At 40.6% G+C, this 16,672-nt stretch carries 16 protein-coding genes; 15 read left to right on the forward strand and 1 reads right to left on the reverse strand.

The genetic code is table 11. The features are described 5' to 3' along the window. The 3 genes from IE337_RS01135 (at position 1) to IE337_RS01145 (ending at position 3,732) form a co-directional block, all read left to right on the forward strand. Entirely contained in the window at positions 1 to 855 is an 855-nt protein-coding gene (locus IE337_RS01135) for a metal ABC transporter permease (protein WP_057745285.1), read from the forward strand. Then, entirely contained in the window at positions 848 to 1,807 is a 960-nt protein-coding gene (locus IE337_RS01140) for a metal ABC transporter solute-binding protein, Zn/Mn family (RefSeq protein WP_191136477.1), read from the forward strand. The genes IE337_RS01135 and IE337_RS01140 overlap by 8 nt, the downstream gene beginning before the upstream one ends. 239 nt (positions 1,808 to 2,046) lie before the next feature. Continuing rightward, on the forward strand, positions 2,047 to 3,732 hold the full coding sequence (locus IE337_RS01145; protein WP_191136478.1) for an NAD(P)/FAD-dependent oxidoreductase: 1,686 nt from the start codon (positions 2,047 to 2,049) through the stop codon (positions 3,730 to 3,732). A gap of 137 nt (positions 3,733 to 3,869) precedes the next feature. On the opposite strand, the gene IE337_RS01150 is transcribed toward IE337_RS01145, so the two are convergent. Continuing rightward, positions 3,870 to 4,472: a TrmH family RNA methyltransferase gene (locus IE337_RS01150; RefSeq protein WP_057745294.1), complete on the reverse strand. Its 603-nt coding sequence runs from the start codon at positions 4,470 to 4,472 to the stop codon at positions 3,870 to 3,872. A 251-nt stretch (positions 4,473 to 4,723) separates the two neighbouring features. Here IE337_RS01150 and IE337_RS01155 point away from each other — a divergent pair, with 251 nt between their 5' ends. From IE337_RS01155 to IE337_RS01210, 12 genes are all read left to right on the forward strand, one after another. Next, positions 4,724 to 5,566: an energy-coupling factor ABC transporter ATP-binding protein gene (locus tag IE337_RS01155; RefSeq protein WP_057745297.1), complete on the forward strand. Its 843-nt coding sequence runs from the start codon at positions 4,724 to 4,726 to the stop codon at positions 5,564 to 5,566. Then, entirely contained in the window at positions 5,542 to 6,405 is an 864-nt protein-coding gene (locus tag IE337_RS01160) for an energy-coupling factor transporter ATPase (protein WP_191136479.1), read from the forward strand. Before IE337_RS01155 ends, IE337_RS01160 begins: the two co-directional genes overlap by 25 nt. Further along, positions 6,398 to 7,195, forward strand: a complete 798-nt coding sequence (locus IE337_RS01165) for an energy-coupling factor transporter transmembrane component T family protein (protein WP_191136480.1) — start codon at positions 6,398 to 6,400, stop codon at positions 7,193 to 7,195. The genes IE337_RS01160 and IE337_RS01165 overlap by 8 nt, the downstream gene beginning before the upstream one ends. Positions 7,196 to 7,221: 26 nt before the next feature. Continuing rightward, positions 7,222 to 7,971 (forward strand): tRNA pseudouridine(38-40) synthase TruA, encoded by a 750-nt coding sequence (gene truA / locus IE337_RS01170; RefSeq protein ID WP_057745305.1) that lies wholly within the window; start codon positions 7,222 to 7,224, stop codon positions 7,969 to 7,971. 166 nt (positions 7,972 to 8,137) lie between these two features. Continuing rightward, positions 8,138 to 8,581 carry a 50S ribosomal protein L13 gene (gene rplM / locus IE337_RS01175; RefSeq protein ID WP_057745308.1) on the forward strand — a complete coding sequence of 148 codons (444 nt, stop codon included), beginning with the start codon at positions 8,138 to 8,140 and terminating at the stop codon, positions 8,579 to 8,581. A gap of 24 nt (positions 8,582 to 8,605) precedes the next feature. Then, positions 8,606 to 8,998, forward strand: a complete 393-nt coding sequence (gene rpsI / locus IE337_RS01180; RefSeq protein ID WP_057745311.1) for a 30S ribosomal protein S9 — start codon at positions 8,606 to 8,608, stop codon at positions 8,996 to 8,998. 192 nt (positions 8,999 to 9,190) lie between these two features. Beyond that, complete coding sequence (locus IE337_RS01185) at positions 9,191 to 10,063, forward strand: TM2 domain-containing protein (RefSeq protein WP_191136481.1); 873 nt, start codon at positions 9,191 to 9,193, stop codon at positions 10,061 to 10,063. A 5-nt stretch (positions 10,064 to 10,068) separates the two neighbouring features. Then, the gene (locus tag IE337_RS01190; RefSeq protein ID WP_191136482.1) at positions 10,069 to 11,313 is read left to right on the forward strand and encodes a hypothetical protein; all 1,245 of its coding nucleotides are present in this window, start codon (positions 10,069 to 10,071) and stop codon (positions 11,311 to 11,313) included. 2 nt (positions 11,314 to 11,315) lie between these two features. Further along, positions 11,316 to 12,539 carry a S41 family peptidase gene (locus IE337_RS01195; protein WP_191136483.1) on the forward strand — a complete coding sequence of 408 codons (1,224 nt, stop codon included), beginning with the start codon at positions 11,316 to 11,318 and terminating at the stop codon, positions 12,537 to 12,539. Positions 12,540 to 12,694: 155 nt separating this feature from the next. Further along, positions 12,695 to 13,897: a S41 family peptidase gene (locus tag IE337_RS01200; RefSeq protein WP_191136484.1), complete on the forward strand. Its 1,203-nt coding sequence runs from the start codon at positions 12,695 to 12,697 to the stop codon at positions 13,895 to 13,897. Further along, positions 13,894 to 15,132, forward strand: coding sequence for a S41 family peptidase (locus IE337_RS01205; RefSeq protein WP_191136485.1), 1,239 nt, complete (start codon positions 13,894 to 13,896; stop codon positions 15,130 to 15,132). The genes IE337_RS01200 and IE337_RS01205 overlap by 4 nt, the downstream gene beginning before the upstream one ends. Before the next feature lie 103 nt (positions 15,133 to 15,235). Further along, entirely contained in the window at positions 15,236 to 16,663 is a 1,428-nt protein-coding gene (locus IE337_RS01210; protein ID WP_191136486.1) for a PTS transporter subunit EIIC, read from the forward strand. Positions 16,664 to 16,672 lie beyond the last annotated feature (9 nt).

Genomic DNA, 16,672 nt, shown 5'->3' on the forward strand with positions numbered 1-16,672 from the left:
ATGTTCGCAAGTATTACAGAATTCGTTTCAGCCTTAGGGCAATATAACTTCCTACAAAGTGCTTTGATGGCCTCGATCATGGTCGGAATTATGTCAGGACTCATTGGAAGTTTCATTATTTTACGCGGTATGTCATTGATGGGTGATGCCATTTCTCACTCAGTTCTACCTGGTGTGGCAGTTGCCTATATGCTTGGGATTAATCTTATGCTTGGTGCCACAGCATTTGGGGTATTAGCCGCACTATTAATCGGTTATGTTTCTCAACATAGTAAGTTGAAGAACGATACATCAATCGGAATTGTCTTCTCTGCATTCTTTGCTTTGGGATTCATTTTGATTTCAATGGCTGGTTCATCAACTAATTTGCACCACATTCTTTTTGGTAACGTCTTGGCCGTTTCGGACTCAGACTTGTTGACAACAGTGATTATTCTAGCAATTGTTGTGATTTTCGTTGTCTTCGCCTACAAGGAACTGTTAGTGACATCTTTTGATGAAACATTTGCTAAGTCATATGGTTTGAACACAACAGTAATGCAATATGCGTTGATGATTGTGTTGACATTGGTTACAGTATCAGCGCTTCAAACGGTTGGGTTGATTTTGATTGTGGCAATGTTAATTACACCTGCGGCAACAGCCTTCTTATGGACTAACCGTTTATCAATCATGCTAGTTTTGGCGTCAATCTTTGGGGTGATTGCGTCAACCATTGGTCTTTATCTTTCATATACCTTTGACTGGGCATCTGGTCCAGCTATCGTCTTGGTTGCTGCGGCAATCTTTATGATTTCGTTTCTTATTGCACCAAAGCAAGGCTTTTTTCAAAAACTAGGGGGAAAACATGTTTAAGAAATTATTGGTAACTTTTGCTGCGCTGGCAGTTGTTGTTGGGGGTGTCTTTTGGTTTGTGAATGGACGTGATGCACAAACATCAAAGACAAATGACAAGTTAAAAGTTGTTACAACAAATTCAATCTTGGAAGATATGGTTGAACAAGTTGGTGGTGACGATGTTGAAGTTTACAGTATTGTTGGTCGTGGAACTGATCCACACGAATATGATCCGACGACTAAAGATATTCAAGCGACAACTGATGCGGATGTTATTTTCCATAACGGTTTGAATCTTGAAACTGGTGGTAGTGGTTGGTTTACTAAGTTGACGAAGACAGCTAACAAGAAGGACAACGAACAAGTCTTTGCTGCTTCACAACATGTTAAGCCATTACACTTAACAACAAACAAAGATGAAGAAGATCCACATGCGTGGTTAGACCTACAAAACGGAATTAAGTATGTTGAAGAAATTACTGAAGTATTGAAGGACAAGTCTTCTGATGCTGCGGCAAAGCGTATTCAACAACGTGCTGATCAATATATCGATGAGCTTGATGCATTAGATACTGAAGCTAAGTCTAAGTTCAAGGACGTTCCTGAAAACCAACGTTTGTTGGTAACATCAGAAGGTGCCTTTAAGTACTTCTCTAAGGCTTACGGGATTACTCCAGCCTATATCTGGGAAATCAACACTGAGTCACAAGGAACACCAGAACAAATGAAGCAAGTCTTGGCTAAGGTTGAGAAGTCAGATGTTAAGTCATTGTTCGTGGAAAGTTCAGTATCACCTAAGTCAATGGAAAAGGTTTCTAAAGAAACTGGTTTGCCAATTTACTCAAAGATTTATACGGATTCATTAGCCAAGAAGGGTACTGATGGAGACACGTATTATGACATGGTAAAGTGGAACATTGATCATATCCATGCTGGTATGAAGGGCGACAAAAAAGAAGCAACTGAATAAGTAATAAGTAGAAAACGGATTGTGAAAACAATTCGTTTTTTGTTTTGAAAATCAAATTTAAATGAGTTTCCGCATGCGGATTTAAGAGGTATATCCATCAAAAAGCTTGTCGCAATCAAGGATTGAAGGAGTTAGAACCTACCTTAAAGCATGCATAATCAACCTGTACAAATTGTGAAATTTGGTCTAAAATAGAGAGTGATTATAAAAAATGCACTTAATACTAAGGAGATTTTCATATGGCAACTAAAAATGTCGTTGTTGTAGGAGCCGGTTTTGCTGGTATCACTGCAACACGAAAGTTGGCAAAGCAATTAAAAGGGACTGATTACCAAATTGTTTTGATCGATAAGCATTCATTCATGACTTATATGACTGAATTACACGAAGTCGCTACTGGTCGTGTCCAACCTGAACACGTTCGTAAGGATTTGGGAACATTGTTCCACAATGACAAGAACGTTAAGTTGGTGACTGCTGAAGTAAGTGATATCGATAAGGATCAAAAGATTGTTAAGACATCTATTGGAGATGTGCCTTATGAGAAGCTTGTTTTGGCAACTGGTGGAACGACAAATACTTTCGGTACTCCTGGTGTTGAAGAATTTGGTTTCACACTTTGGTCATATGAAGAAGCACTTCGTTTACGCGAACACATCGAAGATGTTATTCGTCGTGGAGCCGTTGAATTAGATCCTGCTAAGCGTGCTGCAATGTTGCACATCGTCGTTGTTGGTTCTGGATTTACTGGTGCTGAATTAGCTGGTGAATTGATGGACCAACGTCACAGCTTGGCTCTTTCAAATGGTCTTGATGAAGACGAAATTAAGATTGATATCATCGAAGCTGCACCAACAATTTTGAACATGTTGACTAAGCGTGACTTGGCCGATAAGGCTGAAAAGCACTTTGAAGCGCACAATGTGCACATTTACAAGTCAACATCTGTTGTTGAAGTGAAGGAAAACGCAGCTGTTCTTAAGGATGGTACTGAAGTTCCTACACAAACTTTGATCTGGACTGCTGGAGTTAAGGCTAAGGATCAAGGGGCACAATGGGGACTTGACCTTGGACCTGGTGCGCGTTTCATGGCTGATGAATACTCTCGTGCCGTTGGTTACGAAGATATTTATGTCTCTGGTGATGCAGCTGCATACCAAGATCCAAAGCTTGCTGATCCAAACAACAAGCGTGCCGGATGGACACCACAAACGGTTGAAGGTGCAGAATCTGCTTCTAACACAATCGTGCCTAACATTGTTTACGATTTGACACAAAAGGGTCAACGTAAAGAATTTAAGGGTCGTTACCAAGGTTATGCTGTTTCAATTGGTTCACGTTATGCCGTTGGTATCTTGGATCAAATCGGAAACTTCAAGATTGGTAAGTCTGGAATTGGTCTTTCAGGATTCTTCGCCAACATGTTCAAGCACGTGATTAACATTTACTTCTACTTGCAAATTCACAGCTTCTACTACTTGGGTCACTACCTACGTGATGAATTCTTCAACGCACCTGATGGTCGCGAACCATTCTTCGGTTGGGCATCACGTCACGCCAATGTTTTGTTCACACTACCGTTGCGTATTGTCTTGGGGATTACTTGGATTACCTTTGGTTCAGCGTCAGTCTTTGCTGGTAGCTGGATTGGTGTTGTGATGGCCTTAATTGGTTGGTTCATGACCTTCGGATTGTTCACTTCAGTGGCCGGATTCGTGGGAATTGTGATGACCTTTGTACTTATGGCTATTACACGTTCAGACATTACATTGTTCTTGTTCGCCCCAGCTTCATTGGCTGTGATGAATGGTTCAGGTCGTGTCCTAGGTTTGGACTACTGGGTAATGCCTTGGTTGGAGCGTAAGTTAAACATTACACTTCACGGAAAGCAAAAGTCAGTTTATAACGACTACAACAAAAAGTAATTAAATTTTTGAACCGTTTCGGTCGGCCAAGTGTGGTCCCGAAGCGGTTTTTTCTATGTTTGCCAGGCCAGCTGAATTTTTTCATCACATCACAATCAAGGCACAAAAAAACACGGCACAGGTGGCCGTGTTTTTGTTTATTCTTGAGGCATGTGCTGGCTGGCATAAAAGGCAGCGATAATCCCGTTGGCAACACTGACGTTCACTGAACGGACACTGCCGTATTGGGGGATGTAGACCATGGCATCGGCAGCTTCAATCAAGTCGTCCGCCAAACCGAGTTGCTCTTCACCGAAGAGAAAGGCTGACTTTTCAGGGAATTCCGTCTTATATAGTGATTGCGGATTGTAGCCTGGTGTATTGTCGACGGCATAAATCGTATAGCCTTCGTCGTGCAATTGGTCGAAAACTTCTTGGTAGTCGGTCACGCGGTGGTGTTCGATTGACTCGTAATTTTGCGTCCCCAGCGCTCCGCGACGATCCCATTTCTTTGCACCTTCAGGGTCGTCCATGTGGGTGCGGTTCTCAGGGTTCAAGAAAATGAGCTTACGCATGCCAAATGCATTACTGTTACGTACCGCTGAAGCCTTGTTAAAGTCGTGGCTTAGATTTTGCATAATTGCTACCATCTTGCCGCGACGTGAATTCAGCGTATCACGGATGTATTCGTCCGATTGTCCTTTAAAATAGTCGGTCACGTTCCGGTAATCGTTGGAACGGCTTAAATCAATATCACTCATTTGTTGTATTGTCCTTTGGTCTTAGTTTAATGAAAAGCAGTTTGTGGTGGATGGGCCTGGGTGGTCGGCCACGTTGTTAGCGTAAAATGATTTTTTCGTCGTCTTCCGCCGTGCTTTTTTCGTTAATTACTAGTATAGGGCATTCTATTGTCCAAATAAACACTCTTTTTATTAGGGAAAATAAGCCATTTGAATGAATATTTGGTATTATAATCTAATAGCACTTTATTCTGAAATGGAGGAACACCAGCATGCAACCGATTATTGAATTTAAAGATGTGTCATTCACATACCCCAATGCGGAAACACCTGCGTTAAATCATCTGAATTTAACGATTAATGCAGGCGATTGGGTGGCCATTATCGGACACAACGGTTCAGGTAAGTCGACGTTTGCCAAGCTGATTAATTATTTGCTTGTGCCAAACGCTGGAAGTATTACGGTTGATGGCGTTCCCGTTGATGAAGAACACATGTACACCGTTCGTGACTTGGTCGGGATGGTGTTTCAAAACCCTGATAACCAATTCGTTGGTGCCACGGTGGCAGACGATGTCGCCTTTGGGTTAGAAAATCGCCAAGTACCTCGTGACAAGATGGTTAAGATTGTACCGGAAGCTTTGAAGCGTGTTCAGATGGATCAGTTTGCTGACCGTGAACCAGCACGTTTATCTGGTGGACAAAAGCAACGCGTAGCGATGGCATCCGTTTTGGCGATTGAACCAAAAATTTTGATTCTGGACGAAGCCACTTCAATGCTTGACCCTAAGGGGCGTCGTGAGATGATCCAGCTTGTTCGTGACTTGAAACAGGAAATGGGGGACGCCTTAACGGTGCTCTCAATCACACACGACATTGATGAAGCAGCTAGCGCTGACCAAGTGGTGATTTTAAACGATGGTGAAATTAACGATGTTGATACACCAGAAGTGATTTTTTCTAATGCGGATCGCTTGAAAGAACTTGGTTTGGCGGTACCCTTTGCTGAACAACTCAAAGAAAAATTAACAGCACGAGGCGTAAAGGTACCTGATACGTATCAAACAACGGAAGGGATGGTCGATTGGATATGGCAATTACATTCAAAGATGTAGCGTTTACCTACCAAGCTGGCACCCCCTTTGCAACGCCAGCTTTACATGATGTGAACTTTACAATTCCAGAACACAGTTTTACAGCAGTGATTGGGCATACTGGTTCTGGTAAGTCGACCATGGTGCAACAATTGGATGGACTGGCGTTACCAACATCAGGCTCAATTCAAATTGGCGACACGACGATGGATGCGGAAACAGACAAGAAGACGTTGAACCAGATTCGCCGTCACATTGGGATGGTTTTTCAATTTCCAGAAGCCCAGTTGTTTGAGCAAAGTGTGATTGCAGACGTGATGTTTGGACCGATGAACTATGGCATGAGCAAGGCTGATGCGGAAGTTGCGGCGAAGAAGGCATTACAACTGGTGGGGATGCCTGAAAATAGTTATGACAAATCACCCTTTGACTTGTCGGGTGGGCAAATGCGCCGAGTTGCAATTGCAGGTGTGATTGCGATGGAACCTGAAATCCTGGTGTTAGATGAACCAACGGCCGGACTTGATCCGGAAGGACAACAAGAACTGATGACGTTGTTTGCCACTTTGCAAAAGGAACACAATCTGACGGTGATTTTGATTACGCACCAAATGGAGTTTGTCGGGGAGTATGCCGATAACGTGTTAGTCTTTGACGGTGGAACTGTTGTGAAGTCTGGAACACCGGAAACGGTCTTCGCAGATAGCCAGTGGTTACGTGATCGACAACTCGATGTGCCAGCAGCCACGCAATTTGCGGATATGCTGCAAGCCAAAGGGCTACCCATTGAGCACGTGCTTGATTTAGACCATTTGGCAGATCAAGTTGTTAGCTTGATTGGAGGACCAACCCATGAATAAACTGATTTTAGGGCGTTACCTACCTGGTGATTCGTGGGTTCATCGTTTAGATGCACGAACGAAGTTCATCTTAAGTATGGTTTTCATTTTCGTGATTTTCATGGCAAACAATGTTTTCGGTTATCTATTTGCGGTAGCATTTGTCGGATTGAGCATCTACATGACCGGCTTAGGTATTAAAGTTTTCTTTGATGGTTTGAAACCACTGGCGATGTTGATGTTCATCACGACCTTGTTGCAGTTATTCTTTATGAATACTGGAACCGTGCTATTCCATTGGTGGATTTTCACGATTACCACCGACGGGGTCATTAATAGTGTGGTTGTGTTTGTACGTTTCATGTTAATTATCATGTTTACAACAATTTTGACCTTAACCACACCGCCATTGGAAGTTGCCGATGCAATGGAGTCATTGATGAAACCATTGCGTAAGATTGGCGTACCAGTGTCTGAATTGGCCCTTATGGTGTCGATTGCGCTCCGTTTCGTGCCAACCTTGATGGATGAAGCGGAATCAATTATGAACGCGCAGCGCGCCCGTGGGGTGGCTTTCAACGAGGGTGGCTTAATCAAACGTGCCAAATCATATATTCCACTGCTCATCCCACTCTTTGTGAACGCGATTAAGCGCGCCATTGAGTTGGGGGATGCCATGGAAGCTCGCGGTTATCGTGATGGGGAACATCGGACCAAGTTCCGCGTTCTGCAATTCACTAAAATTGACGGGGTCGCGTTTGTGGCTTTTCTTATTTTTACAATTGGCTTATACGCTACACGCTTTATTTAAAACTACAGAAGAAGGAGGGCAATCGGATGCCACGTTACAAAGCAACCATTGCCTATGACGGAACCGAGTTCTTCGGCTGGCAAGTACAGCCGGGCAAGCGGACCGTGCAATTAGAGCTTGAAAAGGCCGTCAATACGATGGCGAAGAATCCGGCGGAACCCATTCGCGTGCAGGGATCTGGCCGAACGGATGCCCGCGTGCATGCGCAGGGGCAGGTCGCTAACTTTGACTTGCCATTCGACATTCCAGCGGATAATGTCCGCAAAGGACTGTCAACGATTTTGCCTTACGACATTGGTATAAAAAAAGTCGAAATTGTGGATGATGATTTTCATGCACAATTCAATGCCCACGATAAAACGTATCGTTATCGTTTATCGACGACGCAATATGTTGATCCATTCAAACGAAACTACACAGGGCATTGGGGCCGTAAATTGGATCCAAGTTTGATGCAGCAAGCCATCGGTGATTATGTTGGTGAGCATGACTGGCTAAGCTTTGTTGCCTCAGGTTTTCAACAAAAGACTACCGTTCGGACGGTATACTCTGCTACAATGATTGAGAAACCGGAAGACGACGAGATTTGGTTTGAATTCACTGGAAATGGATTCTTATACAATCAAATTCGGATTATGGTAGGCGTATTGTTGGAGATTGGGAATGGTTCCCGGCCCGTGGATGACATTCCACGTTTGCTTGAAGCAAAGGATCGACAACAGGCGCGTTTCACTGCTCCGGCACAAGGTTTGTACTTGATGTCAGTGGAGTATTAAGAATTCATGAATTCAGGACAAATTGTGGCATTTACATTGACTACTTACGCAAATAAGGGTAATATGTAAAACGGTATTGTTTACCAACCACAATTGGGAATGTCCTGGTACGACGATTTTAATTATTTGGTAAAGTAAACAAACAGAATATTGGAGGAAATTTTCCATGCGTACAACTTATATGGCAAAGCCTAATGAGATCGATCGCAAGTGGTACATCTTAGACGCAACTGATGTACCTTTGGGTCGTTTGTCAACCGTAGCAGCATCAATCTTGCGCGGTAAGAACAAGCCAACTTACACACCTAACGTAGACACTGGTGACAACGTAATTATCATTAATGCTGGTAAGGTTGCCCTTACTGGTAAGAAAGCTACTGACAAGATCTACTACCACCACACGAACCATCCTGGTGGATTGAAGGAACGTCAAGCTGGAGATTTGCGTGAAAAGAACCCACAACGTTTGATTGAACTTTCAGTTCAAGGAATGTTGCCAAAGAACACTTTGGGACGCGCACAAGGTTTGAAGTTGCACGTGTTTGCTGGTGAAGAACACACACACGCCGCACAACAACCTGAATTGTTGAACATCAACGATCTTATCTAATTAACGAAAGGAGAATAGTTTATTATGGCTAACGTACAATATTACGGAACTGGTCGTCGTAAGAACTCTGTAGCCCGTGTACGCCTTGTACCTGGTAACGGAACAATTACTGTTAACGATCGTCCTGCTGAAGAATACATTCCTTTCGCTAACTTGCGTGAGGTTATGGTTCAACCATTCAACGCTACTGAAACATTGGGACAATACGATGTTAAGGTTAACGTTAACGGTGGTGGTTTCTCTGGTCAAGCCGGTGCAATCCGTCACGGTATCGCCCGTGCCCTATTGACTGTTGACCCTGACTTCCGTCCTGCATTGAAGTCAGCTGGTTTGCTTACACGTGACCCTCGTATGAAGGAACGTAAGAAGCCAGGTTTGAAGAAGGCCCGTAAGGCTTCACAATTCTCAAAGCGTTAATATTTATTTATTTTCGTTGCCAGAATTGGCACAACCTATTCAAATTAAAAACGACATGACTCGCATGAGTCGTGTCGTTTTTTGTGTGGATATAAATTTGCACTAAATATTGGTGAACCTATACTTTTTTTGTGAATTTAGTAAAATGATTAAGAAGACCAAATAAATTGTGACTGAAAGTTTTAAGTGAATATGAAAGGGTTAAAAGTAACTTTAATGCATTTTAGAAATTATGAACTAAAAATAAATCCTCTCCACGATCAAGATGATCAATTTCAATATAGGATGTGGTTGTTGTTACTTAGTATGGCAATCACAGTTGGAATACAGACCTACGATATACCACGTTTTGTGGGACCTGCCGTAATGAATGTAGTAAGTAATTTAGGGTCAATAACGTATGTTTCATTTTTGTTTTCTAATGCAACATTTTTTTATATGTACGAAAGTGAAAAAAGTGAAAGATTAAAGTTACCGATTATTTATTTTATGCGAGGAGGCATAACACTAGTTTTAGTGAAAATTTTAGAATATTATTATTTATACTTATCAAAAGATTGTATTACAGCTTTTTTTACCATTTTCTTTTGGGAAAAATACGCTGATATACAGCTTTTTTTAAAATTATCTACGGTACCACCTAGAATCATAACAAAAACGTTAGCAGCGGTGGGAGCTGTTTATCTACAAATTGGATGCTCATTTGTGCTAGCTCTAATTTTATGGAATATTTTATCGCCAAAATTCCACGGAAAACAATCAATAAATGATGGAGAAAATACTTCAGAAGGCGCATTGAACCATCAAAATAGTACGAAATTTATGAAAAGTAAACTCGTGGCAGGTTTTCTAGGAATATTCATGGGAGGTCTTGGATTGCAAAAATTTTATCTTGGAAAATATAAACGAGGAGGGATACAGTTAGTATCAGAATTTGTTGGGTTGTTTTTCAATGTTGGTTGGATTATTGCCTTATGGGGATTTGTTGAGGGAATTTTAATTTTATTTTCAACAAATGGTTCAAAATGGCACCTAGATGCAAATGGGGATGAATTAAGGGGATAAATATAATGAAACTAAAAAAGATGGATCAGTATTCTTTTAAAGATAGCTTTCAAATACCAATATATGTGACAAATACTCTTGAGACCTTTAAGAAAGGTAATCCAATAATCGATAAAGAGACGGCTACAAACGGATTTTTAATAAAAAATGAAAATGAAACAATCTTAGAAATGGATACAATTCCACTAAAGTCGACAGGATTTGTTAAAGACCCGGACGGGTGGAATTCGATACCAAACGAAGGTGCAATTAAATCTTCAGCTGAAGAAGGTCCTTGGTATGGACAAAGTTGGGATGGAAAATTACTTTTTGTCTTTAATGAATATATTAGGAAAAGTATTGACTTGAAATTTTTGAATGCATCTTCACCAAATTTTCTATCCTCATGGTTAATTCATGAGTATAGAATTGTAAAAACATTTTCAGAGGAAGATAAAATAGTTAACGCTGAAATATATATTGACTATCTATACCAATATTTCTTGTTAAAGAAGGGCCAAGATAGGATTGACCTTGGAAAAGTAGATTGGGATGGTGAAATATTTAACGCAAGTATAAACAAAAAAACACAGGATATTGAAATTGATTCAAAGACATATACCAAAAATGAAGCTGTACTTCAGTTAGATTTTGAAAATGAATGTGCACCGGGCAAGGTTGAAGAAGCAGCAAAACACTTTAGGAATCTTTTTCAAATATTGATGAACGAATTTGTTGGAATAAATAAAATATTATTTAATGTTGGATTATCAACATATGCTAATGACCTGAGTAAACAAGATTTTCTATCTGGTTTACGTGTAAATGAAAACATTCGTTTTAATTACCATGAGAATAACTATATTGACTTAATAAACAATTTTAATTACATGCTCAATGTATATTTTAAAGATGAAAAAATACAATCTTTTATCTATTCTTATGTCATTATACATCAGGGAAAGATGTCGTTAAGAGTTGCTTTTTTAACTTTAGTTTCGGGTGTTGAAGTTTATTTTAACAATTGTACATATGAAAGCAGTGGGAAAACAATTAGTGATTTGAAAAAGAAAATCAGGCTTTTGGGTATTGAAGAGAATGATGCGGAAGTTATTAAAGATGCACGGAATTATTTAATTCATGGAAACCATTTGGATCAATATGTGGGTGATGATGAACTAAGAAATTACACTCAGTTATTAATCAATCATTATCATGATAGAATTATAGATGATTTAACGAAGGATAATCTACATAAGTTAGGAGATTAGCCATGAACAAGCAACAAACATTTAAAGACATCATAGATTTGATGACGCATGATTATGCGGGGTATCAAGATATTCAAGTTGATGCTGATCCATACCTATCTAAGGTTGATGAGGATATGGGCAGTGTTGCCTTTCATAATTTAGTGGAAGATTATTTACGCGACTTCAATGACGGACATGTTTCTTCAACTGCTGACGATGCATTGAACTATTCACTTGGTTTTTCAGCTCGTCGTGATGGGGATAGTTTGTACGTTGCAGATATTGTAGACGAAACTCGCTTGCAATTGGGTGATGAAATTACTCATCTTGATGATGAAAATGTTGCTGAAGTGGGGGCGAAATATGCCAAACAGTTAGACAATGTAACGTATCGTCAGCATTGGGATTGGTTATTGAAACGTGCAACTACCATTACGTTAGCAAGTGGGCAGAAATTAAAGCTCAAACGATATAATCGCAGTTATATTCCAGAGCATTCATTCAAGAAAATCTGGGACAACACAGGGTATATGAAGTTGACTGATTTTTATAACCCAAAAGATATGAACAAGCTGCTTAATGAACAAAATGATGCATTGAGTGACATTGACTATTTGATTGTCGATGTTCGCAAAAATCTAGGTGGTGAGCGTCTTTCGTACTGGGGATTGTTGAATTATTTCGTTGATCATACGGAACCATTGATTAATCATTATCCCAATGGTTTTGGTTATAAGATTCGTTGGACAGAGCGAAATAAAATTAACCGTTTGAGCGAACTGGAACGTTCAAATAATGATCATCATAGTGTGATTTTAAATCAGGCTTATCAAGAAGCGTTATATCAATGGCAAGATGCAAAACATGCTAATCAGTATGAAGGAATGGATTCGGCGGAAATTAATCACCAGTTGCAACCAGAGGGTCATTTAAAACATATCTACGTGTTGAGTGATTCGAGAACTGGGTCAGCGGGCGAAGATTTCGTGATTGTGGCTAAGTCATTTGATAAGGTAACGGTTGTTGGCCGTAATACGCGTGGCACAATTGATTATGAGCATATGGCACCACAGCATTATGATGATTTTAGGGTGTGGTATCCAACTACGCGTTCAAAATTGATTGATAAAGGAATGAAACTGGATAGCGTTGGTACAGAACCGGATGTGAAAATTTCATGGACTCATGAATTTTTAGATAACGATGGCGACTTGGCTTGGGTCAAACGAGATATAGAAAAATAAATTAAAACATCGCTGAATGGCGATGTTTTTTTATTGTACAAAAGCTGACAATCTTGTAAGATGTGTTAAATGATAAAAATATGAGATTGCTATTAGAAACAGACAAGAGGCAAAATATGAACAAGCAGGGAATATTTAATGATGTTGAGCAGATAATGACAGTAGATTATGCTGGATTAAATGAGAGAAAAGTTGATGCTGTACCATTTAGAAATGAAATTACAGAACAAATGAATGAGGTTGAATTTGAAAATTTGATTGAAAACTATTTAAAAAGTTTTCGGGATGGACATGTTCGGCTTGTACGCACTGCTTCAGATCATGAATCGCTCGGGTTCACGGTTAGACGGGATGGACAGACGCTCTACGTGATTGATGCTGATAGTGAAGATGTACCATTGTCTGTAGGTGAGGGGATTGTGAATATTGATGGCGTCGCGATTCAAACAATTGCAGATCAATATCAATCACAACTTGATCCGGTTATAAATCGACAAGATTGGTCGTGGTTATTACGTCGCGGTAAAGTAGCGACGCTAGAAGATGGACGTGAGGTATCTTTGCAACGTTATGAAAAAAAGAGCCGTCCGGAACACTCTTTTAAGGTATTATCGGAGGGCGTCGGCTATATGAAGTTGACGGATTTTTTGAATCCAGCTGACACGAATAAGTTATTGTTGGACAATGAAATAACGTTAGATCAATTAGATTTCTTAATTGTCGATACCCGTAAGAATGACGGTGGGAATGACTTGTCATATTTTAAATTACTCGAATACTTTGTAACCAAAGAGACGGATCTTGATGGTCTATTTGAAGAGGAGTTAGGCTTCAACATTCATTGGACCGCTAGGAATAAAAAGGCATGGTTAGAGAGACTGAGTCAATTTAAAAACCAGTTTAGTGATGAAACGTGGAATGCGATATATTCAGCGGAAATGAAAAAATGGGATTCAGAAGCTTCTGTCCGAGCTAGCGAAAATGAAGAAGATAGTGAGGTGTTCATATTGTCCCCAAAGGGAAAGTTGCAGCATGTCTATGTACTGAGTGATTGGCAAGCTGGTTCGGCGGGGGATAACTTCATATTTTATGCGAAGGCAATGGATAAGGTGACTGTTGTCGGGCGCAATACTTTGGGCATTATTGATTATGGTAATGTAGCATCTCAACCATACGAAGGTTTCAGAGTGGATTATCCAGTGACGCGCTCAAAGCTCATTGATCAAGGATTGGCAACGAATGGCGTAGGCATTGAACCAGAAGTATTTATTCCTTGGACACATAAATCGATAATTGAGGATGCTGATTTAGCTTGGGTTAAGCGAGATATTGAAAAGAGAAAAGGTTCGGATTTATGACAAAAAAGGAAATATTTCAAGACTTAGTTCAATTAATGGAAAATGATTATGCGGGTTATCAAGATAAGCATGTGGATGCTACGCCGTACTTAGAACGTGTGCACGAAGGGATGAGTGAAGCATCTTTTGAGAATCTTGTATGGGACTACGACCGTGCTTTTCAGGATGGGCACGTTAATGCCATATTTTTGAATACTGAGCCGTTTACTGTGGGGTTCGAAGTCCGACGCGACCAAGCGGGTTTGTTTATTGTAAAGGTTAATGACGCGCAAGGTGTCGTGGTTGGAGATGAAATTGTAAAATTGGATGATGACTCAATTGATGAAGCAGCACATTTGTATGAAGAACAATTAGCTGAAGCGCATGAACGGCAAGATTGGGACTGGTTAGTAGAACGTTATCACTCTATTACGCTTGCAACGGGTGAACAGCTTCCACTGACTCACTATCCTGATACCATGGAATTAAAAAAAGCATACGAGCAGGTCGATGATAAAATCGGGCTGTTAACGTTGGAAGATTTTGCGAATCCGGATGAGTTAAAAAGTTTGCTTGATTCAAAGTATGATCAATTAGAAAAACTTGAGTATCTGATTGTGGATATTCGGACTAATTATGGTGGAACCGATGAGACGTTCTGGGAGTTATTAAATTATTTTGTAACGGAGCCTACGAATTTACGGGAGTTATATCCTGAAAATTACAATTACACAACGCATTGGACACCACGTAATCGTCATAATTGGTTGAACACACTAGAAACGATTAAAGAGGAGTACCATAATGACTATTATGATAAGTTCTATGCAGAAAATGTTGCCCAGTGGGAGGATGAAGAAACCGCAAAAATAGCAGATCAAGAACGTATTGCAAACCCAGATAATCCGCAACTGACTCCTAAGGGACAGATAAAACATATCTATGTTCTAACAGATGTAAAGTCGATTTCTGCCGCAGATGAGTTTGCGCTATTGGCCAAACGTATGAAAAATGTCACGACGGTAGGGCGAAATACGTTGGGGATTGTTGACTATGTCAAAATTGCGCGGCAATACTATGATAATCTGATGTTTTTATATCCAACGACACGTCAAAACCTAATTGATGCTGGAGAAGGAATGCTGGGCGTTGGCGTTGAACCGAATGTCTTTATTCCTTGGACACATGAATCGATAAATCGTGACCCAGACATGGCGTGGGTATTACACGATATTGCAAAACTAGAAGAAGAATGATTAAAAAGGTGTAACTTACATACAAGTTACGCCTTTTTATGATGGTAATGGTATTGGATAAATGGTAACATTTGATAAAATAAAAATTTCCATAGGAGGAATCATGAGATATCAAAACACAGCCCAACAAATTGCGGCTGCGATTCAGTCAGCGCAAGTGATTGCAATGACCCTAGTCCAACAAGAACTAAGAATTGTCGTAAAAGACGCCAAACAAATTAATGTACAAACAGTGGGTCAAATCCCCGGTGTTGTAAATGCAGATATGACTGATGAATATTTGCATATCATCCTTGAAAATAAAAACTGTACACAAGTAGTCAACGAACTGATTGAGATAACGGAAGCAAAGTCAGTTACACCAGCTGAATTAGAAGACATAACGGCACAACTTCACCAAAAGAACCCCATTATGAAATTGGTGAATGTGCTTTCTGATATCTTTGTGCCATTAATTCCGGCCTTGGTCGCAGGTGGATTGTTGATGGCGTTAGATAACATTTTGACGCAAGCTGGTATCTTCGGACCTCAACCATTAGTTGAGATGTTCCCACAAATTAAGGGGATGTCAGAAATGATTGCCTTGATGTCAGGTGCGCCATTTATGTTCCTGCCAATCTTAATTGGATTTACCGCAACAAAACGATTTGGTGGTAATGAAGTTTTAGGGGCCGTCGCAGGAGCCGTCCTCGTCATGCCTCAGCTCGTTCCTGGTGATAAGATATCAGAAGTCATGACATCTGGGCATATGCCAACATGGGACCTTTTTGGCGCGCATATCGCACAAACTGGTTATCAAGGACAAGTACTGCCAATTATCGGGGTTGCCTTTATCTTAGCAACGCTTGAAAAGTTCTTCCATAAGCACTTAAAGGGTGCGCTAGACTTTACATTTACACCAATGCTAGCATTGCTTATTACGGGATTTATCACATTCACAGTTGTGGGTCCAGTACTGCGTATCGCTTCAAACGGCTTCACGGATGCATTGGTTTGGTTGGTTACCACAACTGGTGCAGTCGGGTATGGAATCTTTGGAGCGTTGTACGCACCAATCGTGATCACAGGACTCCACCAAACGTTCCCCGCAATAGAGACGCAGTTGCTGACAAATATTGCAAAGACAGGTGGAGATTTCATCTTCCCAATCGCCGCTGTGTCTAATTTGGCACAAGCTGGATCAGCCTTTGGCGTTTTCTTCCTAAGTAAAGGAAACAAGGACTTGCGCGCTGTTTCATCATCTGCCGGTACATCAGCGCTACTAGGTATCACCGAGCCCGCTATGTTTGGGGTGAATTTGAAGTACAAATTCCCATTCTTTATTGCCCTAGGCGCTGCCGGAGTTGGTGGCATCGTCATGGGAATCTTCCATATGATGTCCATCTCAATGGGACCAATGAGTATTCTTGGATTCGTTGCCATCGCCCCAAGTAAGTGGTTAGACTACTTCGTTGGTATTGGTGTCGCGTTCTTCATTGCACTGATAGTAACTGTTGTATATGGAAAGACGCGAACTAGACATTTTAATTAAAAGACTCTT

This window comes from Weissella viridescens, from assembly GCF_014789145.1.
GTDB classification, from domain to species: domain Bacteria; phylum Bacillota; class Bacilli; order Lactobacillales; family Lactobacillaceae; genus Weissella; species Weissella viridescens.